The 13,218-nt window shown below is 56.4% G+C and carries 7 protein-coding genes and 1 rRNA gene (1 of these 8 running past the window's edge); 3 read left to right on the plus strand and 5 right to left on the minus strand.

Annotation, left to right across the window (positions count from 1 at the left end):
- A 5S ribosomal RNA gene (gene rrf / locus F1C16_RS00205) occupies positions 1-80 on the plus strand; it begins 32 nt to the left of the window's first position.
- A 184-nt stretch (positions 81-264) separates the two neighbouring features.
- Here rrf and F1C16_RS00210 read toward each other — a convergent pair.
- The 5 genes from F1C16_RS00210 to F1C16_RS00230 all read right to left on the minus strand — a co-directional run bounded on the left by F1C16_RS00210 (position 265) and on the right by F1C16_RS00230 (position 8,385).
- Positions 265-1,548 (minus strand): pitrilysin family protein, encoded by a 1,284-nt coding sequence (locus F1C16_RS00210; protein WP_185282393.1) that lies wholly within the window; start codon positions 1,546-1,548, stop codon positions 265-267.
- A gap of 9 nt (positions 1,549-1,557) precedes the next feature.
- Complete coding sequence (gene porV, locus F1C16_RS00215) at positions 1,558-2,763, minus strand: type IX secretion system outer membrane channel protein PorV (protein WP_185282394.1); 1,206 nt, start codon at positions 2,761-2,763, stop codon at positions 1,558-1,560.
- Positions 2,764-2,816: 53 nt separating this feature from the next.
- Entirely contained in the window at positions 2,817-6,788 is a 3,972-nt protein-coding gene (gene porU / locus F1C16_RS00220) for a type IX secretion system sortase PorU (protein WP_185282395.1), read from the minus strand.
- Positions 6,789-6,924: 136 nt separating this feature from the next.
- Entirely contained in the window at positions 6,925-7,614 is a 690-nt protein-coding gene (locus tag F1C16_RS00225) for a phosphatidylcholine/phosphatidylserine synthase (protein WP_185282396.1), read from the minus strand.
- Between the two features lie 132 nt (positions 7,615-7,746).
- Positions 7,747-8,385 (minus strand): MBL fold metallo-hydrolase, encoded by a 639-nt coding sequence (locus F1C16_RS00230; protein ID WP_185282397.1) that lies wholly within the window; start codon positions 8,383-8,385, stop codon positions 7,747-7,749.
- A 144-nt stretch (positions 8,386-8,529) separates the two neighbouring features.
- Here F1C16_RS00230 and F1C16_RS22760 point away from each other — a divergent pair, with 144 nt between their 5' ends.
- Both F1C16_RS22760 and F1C16_RS00235 read left to right on the plus strand, forming a co-directional pair.
- The gene (locus F1C16_RS22760) at positions 8,530-9,813 is read left to right on the plus strand and encodes an FAD-binding oxidoreductase (RefSeq protein WP_219733362.1); all 1,284 of its coding nucleotides are present in this window, start codon (positions 8,530-8,532) and stop codon (positions 9,811-9,813) included.
- Positions 9,755-13,063 (plus strand): hypothetical protein, encoded by a 3,309-nt coding sequence (locus tag F1C16_RS00235; protein ID WP_258049099.1) that lies wholly within the window; start codon positions 9,755-9,757, stop codon positions 13,061-13,063. Before F1C16_RS22760 ends, F1C16_RS00235 begins: the two co-directional genes overlap by 59 nt.
- Positions 13,064-13,218: the final 155 nt, after the last annotated feature.

Consider the following 13,218-nt stretch of genomic DNA (forward strand, 5'->3'; position numbering starts at 1 on the left):
CCCATTCCGAACAGAGTCGTTAAGCCCCGGAGCGCCCATGGTACTGCCTTCACCGGCGGGAGAGTAGGTCGCCGCCAACTTATCAGCAGTGAGGCCCCGGCCCTGCGTCCCCACCCCGGGGATGCGGCCGGGGCCTCCCTCGTTTATAACCTCGCCTCCTGCAAAAGCCGGGGACTGCACGGAAGCTATGTATTAACTCTACCCATACAAGATAAAAGCCCGAAAATCACATGGATATCGGGCTTTTATCTTGTATGGGTAGAGTTAATACATAGCTGGTCCAGCTATTACCTCAATCATTTCTTCAGGAGAGAGATACTTTTGGGCTAGCACACGAAGTTGATCGTCATTAACAGTATTTATGTTGTTCAAGAAATCTGCGTAATATGTGTTTGGCAGATTGAGGAATACTAATGATTTGTATTTATCGCATTGCTCAAAAACTGTACTTAGCTCATTCGCGAACTTCCCAATCATGTAGTTCTTGACGGTTTGTAGTTCTTCTGTAGGAATTAGCTCTTGTTGAAGCTGAGTTAGCTCATATCGTATTTCTTTAATAGCCGCTTCTGTACTTGCTGCATTCACGTCAGTGCCAATGACGAGGCTTGTGGCGTGTTCCCGAAGGCTGACACTGGCATGGATGCCATACGTGAAGCCTTTGTCCTCCCGAATATTCTTCATTAGGCGAGAGCCAAAATAGCCACCTAGCACCTTGACCAATACCTGTAGAGGATGATAGTCTGGGTGGGTAGGAGGAACCCAAAGGCGGCCAATGCGCAGAGAGGACTGTAGGCTATCAGCAACTACTACTTGATCTTGTAAGGGGGAAGAAACAGGCGACAGAGAAGCAACTGTAATAGGAGCATCTGCTTGCGCTTGAACCTGGCCAAACAAATCGGCAATCAGTTGTTGCTGAGTACTGCTTATATCACCGCAAACAAACAACTCAGCGGCTGGCATGCGGTAAGCTGTTTGGTAAAAAATTTGTACCGCTTCTACAGGAATCTTTTGGAACAGTTCCTCATCAAACGTGACGCCGTATGGATATGCGGATCCATATAGATTGCTCGAAAAACGCTCACTGGCAAGGTAGCCGTTCTTTTGACGTTCAATACGCACATTTTGAATAGTGCGTGTTTTCAATAAGTCGAATTCCGGCTCAGGGAAAGCCGCTTCCGTTGCAACATCTAGTACAAGCGGTAGTAACTGCTCGAGGTGGCGGGTAAGGCAATACAACGTGAGAGTGGCGCGGTCGAAACCTTGCTCACACTCCAGTGAAGCGCCGTAAAAAGCCACCGTATCGGCTATTTGGCGGGCAGTGCGTGTGCGCGTACCTTCTAGCAGCATACGAGCCGTTAGCAACGAGACGCTGGGACCAGATTCATACCACTTACCAGCCGGGAAAATAATTTGCAGGCGTACGACAGGTTGAGCGCTGTTACGCAGAACGTGCAGGCGGGCACCATTGGGGAGCGAAAGCACGTCAGCCGCGGGCAGCGTTACACTGGCCAGCGGCTGAACGGGAGGAGCGACGGTACGGTCGAGCATGAAAGCGGGTTAGTTGTTGGATGGGCCGAAAGCTTCCTCGGCCTTGTTAAAGTTAAAGTGTAAGGATACGCGAATAGTTTGAGCAAGGGGGTTTTGGTTGCTGTTCGGCACCAAATAAGCGCCATCAACACCGAAAACCTGGTAGCGAATGCCTAAGCCAAAGCTCAAATATTTCCGGTTGCCTTTTTCTTCGTTTTCGTACATGTAGCCTACTCGCGCTGCCAGCAAATCGTTGTACCAGTATTCGACACCGGCAGAAAGACGGATTTCCTGTAGCTCTTCTTTTAAACCGCCAGGAGCATCTGTAAACGAGCTAAGCATGCCGCCTACAACTCCTTTTGCGCGACGATCTGCGTTTACTTGGTTGATGCGTTTACCTATGCTAGGTTGGCCTAGTGCAGTTGTTGTGTCGCCTTGTATGTAGTAGGGCGATGGAACAAGTAGCTTATTAGCATCAATTGTGAACGTAATCTTGTTATACGCGTCCAATTCACGCGTCAGGGCAGCGCCTAGCTTCAAGTTAGTTGGCAAAAAGTCTGCTTGCGTAGCGTTGGTATAGGTGATTTTGTTGCCGATGTTGCTAATAGCACCACCTAATCCCAAGTTGTATTGTCCGGCACCAATCGTTAGATCTTTGTTGTAGTAGGCACCCAAATCAACGGCGGCTGCGTTGGCAGGACGGGCATCGAAACCATCGCCAGTAAGGTTGGAACGAATAAAGCGTGCCGAAATACCCACACCGAAGTTGTCGCTCAGCTTCTGACCATAAGCAACTGAAACGGCATATTCCTTTGGGTTGTAGTTACCTAAATCGCCATTGTTCGCGTCCCGGAACTGTACTTGGCCTAAATCGAAATAAGACAGAGAGCCTGATATAGCTGCCCGTGGATTAAGGCGTGCGTAACCGGAGAGATGCGCAATGCCCATATCATCGGTGATGCCACGCAGCCAAGGAGAGTAGGACGGAGAAACGCTGTAGTTGAAAGGCACAAAACCGAGCTTACCAGCATTGTAGTAGGCCGCATTAGCATCGGGGCTGAGCGCTACCCCGGCATCGCCTAGAGCCGCAGAACGTGAATCAGGGCTTAGGGTAAGAACCGGCACTGCCGTCGTGATGGTTTTATTGGGATTCAACTGGGCAGTAGCCGTGCCTGCCAAGCCCAGCAAACCCGACAGTAAAAAGAAGCGCAAGGGCGTCTTAGACTTAGATGACATACAGAAGAGGAGAAGTGAGCCGGTAAGGAAGTGAAAACAGAGTGGAAAAGAGCTTAATTGAGGATAACCAGCTTTTCAAACTTTGAAGCGGTGGCACGGTCGCGCATAGAACGTACACTCACGCGGTACACGTATACACCGCGCGCAAGTTGGTCATTATATTCGTCGCGACCATCCCAGGAGAGCGCAGCCAAGTGCGACTCGCTACCGAGCACGGTGGTTCGCAAAGTACGCACCAACTTCCCCGATACCGTAAAAATCTGTACCTGAATGTCTAGCTCATCGCCGGTGCGGTTGTGGTCGAAATGGAAGGTGGTATTCTGCGAAAAAGGATTGGGATAATTGAGGACGTGTTGCAAGGCTAGTTTCTCGGTACTGGCTGCAATAAACTCAATTTCTTTTTCGCCGGAGTTGTTGAATGTATCCCAGGCCTTGAGACGTAGCAAGTGCGGACCCGTACTTAGTTCTTTGAACAAATAACGCACTTTGCCGGACTGAAACTTGTCGACATCGGCCGTGTAAAAATCGTTGAGGATAACCAGCTTGCTGGCATCACCATCGAGAGTAGCCGTGATTTCGTGGCCGATGCCCGAACCGGCCGTGTTGATACCGCTGGAATCGGTTAGGTGCGCCAGTAGGGTAGGCGAAGTGCCCGTAAGGCCACCAAACACAAACGACTCGTTGTCCATGAACAGCCGAATGGTAGGTGGAATAGTATCCAGGGCAGCCGTGGCATCGAGGCCACCTACTACGGTGCGGGTGGCGCCGTGGGCATCTATGCGGCGCACAGAGTCGGCGGCGTAAAAGCTGATTTTGCCTAAGCCGTAGTTGTAGTTGATGTCCTTTGGGACTACAAAGCGTAGGGAAAATTGCCCGTTGCGCACGGTTGCCTGTCCATCATATAAGATATTTTCCTGTACCTGAATAGGCTGTGGGCCATCGGTAGGCTCGCTGCCGAGCGTGCGGATGGTTTCGGGTTTCTCGAACACCGTTACGCGCGTGGTGCCGTTGAAGCTAGCATTAACGACTCCGCCCACGCGCACATCGCCTACCAATTGCACTCGCGACAGTGACTTGAGCGTGTCAGTAGGTGTGGTGGTGAAGGTATTGCCGTTGATGCTGCGTAGGGTTACGGTCTGCTCGGGGTAGGCGAGGCGGCTAGACGGGTCGCCCAGGAAAGAAAAATTGCGGTTGTAGACCGAGCGGACGCTGTTATTTTTGGTTTCAGCCAGAATGTCGCCCATGCGGGGTAGGACGCCGTTGATGGGTGTGAAAGCTGCCGCGTAGAAGGACTCAGCTAAGGCCTGGTTGTTGTTGGAAAACACCAAGCGGGTAGTGGTCAGCAGACCCACGGCGCCGCCTTCAACATTGGTTAGCATCTCTTCGCCAGCCGAGGTGCGGTCGGGGTCGTCGTAGGTACTGAAGTCGCAGGTAGCGGTGAGCAGGAAAGCGAGGCGCTGACTGTTTTGGAGCGCTTGAATAGACGAGCGAGTTAAAATCCGCTCATCGGCCCAGCCTTCGGGGCCGCCGTGGCCGCTGTAATTCATGATGAGCGTGCCCTGTTCCAGCGACTCATCAATGGCCTGCATGCACGCCGGCGAGCTTTGCCCAGCCGACGCCGCAATTTGCGGGTACATGTCGAGGTAGACCTTGTGCACGTTGTAGGCCGGCTGGTTGGCGACTAGTGCATTGGCCAGTGGCTCGGCTGAGTAGAGCGTGTGCAGATTATAGTCGCCATCATCGGCCACAAAGGTGAGGCGGTTGCGCCACTTGCCGTAGGTGGTTGGGTCGTCGTAACGAATCAGCTTGTTGACAGTGAGAGCAGCCGTGTTCGTACCAGAAGAGACCCGCACCGGCAGGCGTCCTACCCCAATGTCCATCAGCTCATCTGTGGCCGAGTAGCTTTCGTTTAGTTCGCCCTCGTTGTCATCGAGCAAGCCAAAGTAGTCGTCGGTGGAGAAGGTGACACCCTGCTGCCCGCTGCGAGGCGCCACAACGGCAAACGACTCGCGCGACTCGTACACCGGCACGTAATTCTGATTGGCCCGATCGGGCGTGGGGTTGGTGACATTCAGCGTACGAGGCTCAAGGTAGTAGCGCAACTTCCACCAGGTAGGAACCTTATTAAGGTCATTGGTCGGGTCCGATTTATAATCAAACGAGGCATCACCAAATAGCAGCAAGTAGAGTTGTTTGCCGCTGGCGGCACGGTCGTAGACCTGCTTCATCAGGTCGCGGATGGCGGTGATATCCTGCCCGCCAGAGCTGTACTCGTTGTAGACCTGCGCGGTGGTGACTACCTGCACCGTGAGGCCGTCGTGCGTACGGCGGTGGGCAGCTAGGCGCTCGGCTTCGCTCAGAAACAGTGGGTGTGTGACAATCACTAGATCCGTTTTGCCGTCGAGGTTGAGGGCGTGCAGGTTTTGGTTGCCTACCCGCCCAAACAGGCGCGGCGTATATAGGTCAGCCTCTTGCCAGGCCACAAACTCCCGTAGCGAATCGGTGGGTGCTACGAAGTTGCCGCTGCTGAGCGGGTAGGCCACGGGGCGCGCCGGATGCGTCACTTCCCACACCGTGGCGCTACCCACATTGTCAACTGTGAAACGGCTAACCGCTTGCGGCGCGATGTTGCTGAAAGAACGAAAATCGAGCTGACGGCCACTGCCCACGTAGCGCAGCTGGCGCTGGGTGTTCAGCTCTACGTAGTCGAGCCAGGCGCGGGCACTCCCATCAGTGCTACTGAAGGTGTACCGCACGCGCGTATCGGCCGCCAAAGAGGTTGGGGTGATAGCCAACGTCGTGACGGCCGTATTGGCGCGCTCGGGGTAGGAGGATGCCGAGCGACCCAAGATGGATTGTGTACCGGCGTTCTGTCCGTTTAGGGCCAACTGTACCGTGCTTGCGCTAAGGCTAGAGGCGGCCACCGACGATGTGAGCTGCACTGCTGCGCCCAGCACTGCGTTTGGCACTGTAAATGGAACTTCCAACGTGCCTCCTTCCAACGGCTCGCCTAACCACTGCCGTCCCGACTTCTGAATATTGACAATATCGTGCTCGTAGTAGTCTCGGTGGGCGAAGGTGGTGATGGTGGCAGTGGGCGCGGCCGCGGTGGTGGCCGCGGTGATGCGCCGCCCCGCACCGGTGCCTACCGTCACGAAATAGTAGGCTGTGTCGGTATACAGATGCTGCACGTGGCGAAAGCGCGGGGTAGGGGCCATGGGGTCTCGCTCCCACACGTGCGGACCGCGGGAGTAAAACGTCAGGTATTCGTTGTCGTCAAAAACTGCGTCGGCATTGCCCACGAACCCGAGTGCTAGTTCTTCTAAGTCGGCGGGGCGGGGGGCGCCATTGAGCTGGGGCAACATGCCGCCGGCCGCATTGCCAAACACCTGAATCCGGCGTGGATCGGTGCTTTGCACGCTGATGCCTAAGGAAGTCAGTGCTGCTTTATCAAGCTTATACACACCACTTTCGGGGACCCCAATTTTATACCATGTGCCTTGGCGAAGCACAGAAGCTGAGGTATGGGTGCGCTGGGTACGTGACGGTCGGTTGGCAGTAGTACCCGCTCCACCGAGCACATAGCGGTAGTCAAACGAAATCAGCTTCTCTACCTGGCCCGATTGGGCGTTGCGGCGCACAGCGGGCAAATCTACATAAGTGATAGGCTGGCGGTTGGCCATACCAAATCGTAGGGTAGGGCCTGCGGGAAACGTGGCGCCTTCGAAAGCACGCGCATCGGTAGCGGCGAAAGCCTCATACATCGCGTTTTCCATCTGCCCTTCACTCACTCGGCCATTGATGCGCAGGGTATACAACCCTGCTCGGGCCCCTGGCTCATACGTGGCGCCCCGAAAGGTAGGCACGCGGCGCTCCTGGCCGTTGGGGCTAGTGAGCGTAGTGTAGCCTTGCCAGGCAAGTTGCTGCGAGAAAACCGTCTGCGCTTGGCTCGGCACTAAGGCAACCAATACCAGCAGGCACGCGAGCAAAAGCGAAGTAGGGAAGCGCATAGAAGTTCGAATCAAATAAAGAGCGGCGTAGGTAACAGTAGAAGAAAAGCGCACGTGAAACACACCTGCCACTTACTCAGTTCAGTGGGCAATGCAGGCAATAAGGATAACAGCCGCGCCGCAGGAATATTGCACTGTATATAGAGTAGGCTCAGCTTCGCGCCGGCCGTGCTATGGACAGCACAACGTATAGCAAAATGACAAGCGGTACGGCGGCGGCTTGTAAGAGAAAAAGTAATACTACCGCCAAACCCAAAAATACAAACCGCAGCGCATTACCCGACCACGCAAAGTGCTTGAACTTAAGCGCAAACAGCGGTAGCTCGGCCACCAGCAAGCCCGACAGCACAGCCGTAAGTACCAGCAGCACCCACGGATTAAGAATCAGGTGCGCCAGGTTGAAACGGTCGTCGAGGAGGATGAGGGGGAGGGAGGCCACCACCAGCGTGCACGCGGGGGTAGGCAGACCAATAAAGGAGTCGCTCTGGCGGGTGTCGTTGTTGAATTTGGCTAGGCGCAAGGCCGAAAACACCGTCACGATAAAACCCAGGTAGGGCAGCCAGTCGGGCAGGTCGGTGCCGCCGCGTACCAGCAGCTGCATCAGCATGGCGCCTGGCACTACCCCAAACGATACCATATCGGCCAGCGAGTCCAGGTCTTTGCCAATCGGCGACGACACGTGCAGGGCGCGGGCCAGTAGGCCATCGGCAAAGTCAAACGCCGCCGCCAGGGCTACGAAGTAAGCCGCCAAGTCCAACCGCCCGGCAAAAATCTGACTAACGGCCAAGCAGCCGGAAAACAGGTTGAGACAGGTAACCGCGTTGGGAATATGTCTTTTCATATAGGAGGGTCTTGAGGTCTTATGTGAGCGTCATTTCGAACGCAGTGAGAAATGACGCGTGCTGACGGTAGATAGAAAGTACTATCAAGCGAGATTTCTCACTGCGCTCGGAACACCATTCAAACAAGTCCTTTATTGCAGAAACGGATTGGACTGGTGCTCGGCACCGATGGTAGTAGCCGGGCCGTGGCCGGGGTACACCACCGTTTCGTTGGGCAGGGTAAGCAACTGCGTGCGAATGCTTTGCAGGAGCGTAGCGTGGTTGCCGCCAGGCAAATCGGTGCGGCCAATGCTTCCCTGGAACAGCACGTCGCCGCCGATGACGGTGTGGGTAGGGGCGTGGTAGAACACCACGTGTCCGGGGGCGTGGCCCGGCGCAAAGCGCACTTCCAACTCGGTTTCGCCAATGCGTACTGCTTTGTCGGGCGTGAGCGTGCCCGTGGGCTCGGCGGGGGAGTAGGCCGGAAAGCCGTAGTTGGCCGCGTAGGTAGGCACGGCGCGCAGTACGGGCAAATCGGCCTCGTGCAGCAGGTAGGGGACTTTATACGTGTCGATGACGAACTGATTGCCCAGCACGTGGTCGATGTGGGCGTGGGTGTTCAGCAGCAGTACTACCTGTAGTTTTTCGGCCTCAATGTACTCGCGTAGCGCCTGCTGCTCGGCGCGGTCGTAGCAGCCGGGGTCTACGATGGCGCACTGGCGGGTGGCTTCATCAATGAGCAGATAGGTATTCTCCGAAAAGGCATTAAAGGTGAAGCCGGCAACTAGCATAAAGTAAAGAAAAGAAACCAGCACGCGCTGGATGAAATTGGGGAGGTAAGTTACGAGAGTTGACGCGAACCGAAGCCCGCCGCGGCTTGTTGTGGGCAACCACCCGTACCCAACGCCGGCAATTTCGCGTTACTTTACCCCTGCATGACAACCTACGACTACCTGCTGATTGGGCACGGCCTGGCGGGGGCTACCCTGGCCCACACTCTGCGCCGGCGCGGCCACACGGTGCTGGTCTACGACCTCGGCCACCCCAATTCGGCCTCCAACGTAGCGGCTGGGCTGATTAATCCTGTGGCCGGCAAGCGTTTCGCGCTGGCCTGGAAGATAGATGAGCTGCTACCCGCCGCTACCGCTTTCTACCAAGCAATGGAGCAGCACTACGGCGAAACGTTTTTCATTCAAGCGCCTATCCAAAAGCTGTTTTCGTCGGTGGCGGAGCAGAACACGGTAGTGGCCCGTAGCGCCGATGCGCCCTGGCGGCATTACGTGTCGGAGGTAACCGGCGCCCTACCCCCCCTGGCGGGCGTGCGGCAGGAGTTCGGCGGCATCCAGATTCAGCACGGCGGCTACGTGCGGCTGCGCGAACTGCTGGCTACGCTGGCTCAGGAAGCGCTGGTTCAGGGCTGGCTGCGTCAGGAAGTATTCGAATGGTCGCAGCTGGTGTTTGATGCCGACGGCGCTACCTACGCACCCGGCCAGGTACGGGCCCGGCAAGTGGTGTGCTGCGAGGGGGTAGGAGCCGTTCAGAATCCGTATTTCAACTGGCTGCCGCTCACGCCCAACCAAGGCGAAGTGCTGGACGTGGCGTGTCCCGGACTACCCGACGGGCAGGTGCTCAATAAAGGTGCTTACGTGGTGCCGCAGGGCGAGGGGCATTTCCGGGTAGGAGCTACCTACCGCTGGCCGCCGTTTGCGGAGGGCATCACGCCGGAAGCCACGGCCGAGCTAAGCCAGCGCCTCGCCGACATGACTACCCTGCCCTTTACCATCACGGCCCAGCGGGCCGGTGTACGCCCCGCTGTGCGCGACCGAAAACCCTTGCTGGGGCGGCACCCCGAACTGCCTATTTTAAGTATATTTAACGGTTTCGGCTCCAAAGGCGTACTGCTGGCGCCGGGGCTGGCCGACCAGCTGGCTAATTACTTGGAAAATAGTGCCTCCGACCTGTGGCCGGAGGTCAATATTTCCCGATATCACGCGTTGTATAAAGCCGCTCCGGTGGCCGCTGCTTTTTTCTTCCTGAACTCTTCTTTCTGGTTCCTATATGAAGCACTATTCCTTACTGTTACCCCGCCGGGTAGGCCGGTTGCTGGGACTTGCTGTGCTGCTGTTATCGGGTTCTTTCTGGGTGGCCCCCTCCGCTGCCGTGGCGCAAACCGCACAGGAACCATTTGGGCGGGTGCGCCTGCAATACAAGAGGTTTGACTGGATGCAGCTGAGCACCCAGAACTTCAACGTTTACTATTACGCTGGGGGTGAAATTGCAGCCCGCCGCGCCGCTGAGTACGCCGAGAAAGAGTTGCAGCGCATCACCTCGCTCATCGGCTATTACCCCTATTCCAAAACCACCATCATGCTCTATAACTCCGTGGGCGACCTGCGGCAGAGCAACATTGGTCTAGATCAGGATAAGTACCAGATGGGTGGCGAAACCTCGCTGCTGCGCATGACCAAGGTGCAGATTGCCTACCAGGGCCAGCAAACGCAGTTTAAGCGCGACGTGAGCTACCAGGTAACCCGCGTGCTGCTCAACGACATGATGTACGGCGGCTCGCTGAAAGAAGTGCTGCAAAGCACCTACCTGCTGCAACTGCCCGACTGGTTTATCGGTGGGGCTTCGGCCTACGCCGCCGAGGGCTGGAGCGTGGACATGGACAACTACATGCGCGACATGACCCAGCAATACGAGGGCACGCGCACGGCGCCATTCTTCCTGCGCAACCCCCAGCTAGCCGGCCAAAGCATCTGGAACTACATCGCGGAGCGCTACGGCTACACCACTATTCAGAACATATTGAACCTCACACGCATTACGCGTGATGTGGAGGTAGGCATCAGCTCGTCGCTGAATGTGCCGTACAAGATTTTTCTGCGTGACTGGCTGCAATACTACCGCCAGCTGAACGCCCAACCCCAAACGGCTTTTGTGCCGCTGAATGAGAAAGCGCAACTAACCTCGCGCAACAACCGCAAGTCGGTAATTTACTCGCAGCCAGTGCTCAGTCCCAACGGCCAACGCTTGGCTTATGTGGCCAATGAGGGCGGGCGCTACCGCGTGATAGTGGTGAACCGCGACGGCTCGCACCGCGACGTTATTCACCGCAACGGCTACCGTACCCCCGATCAACAAGTGGAAACGCGCCTGCCGGTGCTGGCGTGGCGCGGCAACAACCAAGTAGCCGTGGCCGAGATGGACAAAGGGTACATGACCCTGCGCCTACGGCAAGCCGGTGGTAGTGGCTTCGCCAACACCTTGGAGCGCCTGCTCGATGCCTTACCCTTCCGGCGGAAGGATGAGTCCATTTTTCGGCAGTTTACGCAGGTGATGAGCCTGGCCTACTCGCCCGATGGCAAATCGTTGGTATTCAGTGCCGCCCGTGATGGGCAGAACGATCTGTACTTGCTGCGCGCTGGTAGCCGGCGGCCCGAAAAGCTGACCGACGACGTGTTCGATGATGTGGAGCCTACCTTCCTACCCAATGGCGAGGGCATTGTGTTCAGCTCCAACCGTTGGCTCGATAGCACGGGCACGGCGCGGGGCGATTTCAGCTCTGTAGTCAATAACTACGACCTATTTCTGTACCACCTCGATGGTCGGCCCCGGCCAATGGAGTCATTGGTCAGCACCATCTCCAACGAAGGCACTCCCCGCGCTATTTCCGATTCGGAAATCATGTATCTGGGGGAAGAGAGTGGGATTCGGAGCGTGTATCGGCTGAATTTGGCGACCCGGCAGCGCGCGGCCGTAACCAGTTTTCCGGTTGATATCCGCAGCTTCGACTATAATGCTACGACCAACGCGCTGGGTTTCGTTACCACCGACCGTGCCCGCGACGCGGTATTTCTCTACCCTAACTACCCGCTACCCGAGGGCGTGAAGCTCTACAGAACGGCGCGCCAGGAAACATTGGAAGACCGCTCGCGCCCCAAGCCAGCCCCCGTGCGCCGGCCAGCAACGCCAGCTGCTGTGCGCCGCCCCGCCCCGGCCCCGACTGCTACCGACTCTACGCTGGCCGTAACGACTCCTGCCGCTACGCCCGACACCAGTCAGACGACGGCTCCGGTGGTTGCTACGCCAAGCTCCACCGCACCGCGCCGCACCCAGCAGGTGAACGTGAGTGATTATAAGTTCGACGAGGATATTCCGATGTCGACGGCTCGCAACAATACCGCACAGCGTCGTCGCACCCCCTCGGCTACAACCAAGGCCCTGACGGCCGCCCCAACCCCGCCACCAGCCAATGCATTGGCTATCAACGGCCCCTACCGCTACGACAACCGTTTCAGCATCGACAACGTGGTGTCGTCGCTGTACGTGGACCCGCTACTGGGCTTTGGCTTGATTGGGCAGGCCAATATGTCGGATCTGTTCGAGAACCACCGGATACGGGCCAGTATATTTGCGCTTACTGATTTGAAAACCAGTAACATGTATGCGGAGTACACCAACCTGACGCACCGCTATGACTGGAGCATTCGGTACCAGAAGCAGGCGTATTTCCTGAACGTGCCGGATCTGTCGAACTACCTGACGCGCTACGGCCGCCACGAAATTGCGCCTACTATTGCTTACCCCCTCACGCACAACCTGAGCGTGCGCGGTGGTCCGAGCTACGTGAACGTTAGTCGCTTGGTGCTGAACGACCTGCCCGGTGAGGCAGATGTCAACCGGAACTACCTGGGCTTCAACGGCGAGTTGATCTTCGACAATGCCATTGCTACGGGCGTGAACATGCTGCAAGGCACACGCATGAAGATAGGCTACCAGAAGATGACGAGCATGGATAATAACGACCTGAATTTGAGTAATCTGTACGTGGATTTGCGCCACTACCAGAAAATTCACCGGTCCATTATTTGGGCGACGCGCGTGAGTCACGGGCAGTTCTTCGGCCCTGCGCAGTCGGTATACCGTTTGGGTGGTATGGACAATTGGTTGAACAACAAATTCGAGAACGACCCAGCGCTGCCTCAAACCCAGCGCCTGCAACCCTCTACCGTTGCCTCTTCCAACTACGACCCTACCCAGCTGTTCTACCAGCAGTTCGTGACGAACCTGCGGGGCTTCAACTACAGCAAGCGCAACGGTCCGAAATACATTCTCTTCAACACCGAACTGCGCGTACCCATCATTCAGTACCTCTCCAACAAGCCCATTTACTCTGGCTTCTTCCGCAATCTGCAACTAACGGGTTTCGTAGATGGAGGCTCAGCTTATTCTGGCGTCAATCCTTTCAACACCAACAACTCCTATAATACGCAGCCCTTCGGCGGAAACGGTAACGCCTTTTCCGGTACGGTTACCACCTTCGGCAATCCGCTGCTGATTGGCTACGGCGGCGGTATTCGCACCACCATCCTGGGTTTCTACGGCAAAGCCGATGTGGCCTGGGGGCAGGAGGACTACAACCGTTCGGGACCGAAATTCTACTTCACGCTGGGGTACGATTTCTAAAACCCTGGCACAAGCAATAATTTGATGGAACAGCCGCCGCGACGTATCGTGGCGGCTGTTGTTTTTAGGGCAGGTCAGAAGCAACTAGCATCTTTGATGACGATGGACCTGCCTACTCTAAGTTCGCGTGCCGTATCTTTGCGGTCCGTTTTCTA

The sequence above is a fragment of the Hymenobacter sp. NBH84 genome (assembly GCF_014217645.1).
GTDB classification, from domain to species: Bacteria; Bacteroidota; Bacteroidia; order Cytophagales; family Hymenobacteraceae; genus Hymenobacter; species Hymenobacter profundi.

Bases quoted from the DNA above. Each gene is read 5' to 3' on its own strand.
- F1C16_RS00210 (WP_185282393.1), bottom strand. From the start codon at position 1,548: ATGCTCGACCGTACCGTCGCTCCTCCCGTTCAGCCGCTGGCCAGTGTA.
- porV (WP_185282394.1), bottom strand. From the start codon at position 2,763: ATGTCATCTAAGTCTAAGACGCCCTTGCGCTTCTTTTTACTGTCGGGT.
- F1C16_RS00225 (WP_185282396.1), bottom strand. From the start codon at position 7,614: ATGAAAAGACATATTCCCAACGCGGTTACCTGTCTCAACCTGTTTTCC.
- F1C16_RS00230 (WP_185282397.1), bottom strand. From the start codon at position 8,385: ATGCTAGTTGCCGGCTTCACCTTTAATGCCTTTTCGGAGAATACCTAT.
- F1C16_RS22760 (WP_219733362.1), top strand. From the start codon at position 8,530: ATGACAACCTACGACTACCTGCTGATTGGGCACGGCCTGGCGGGGGCT.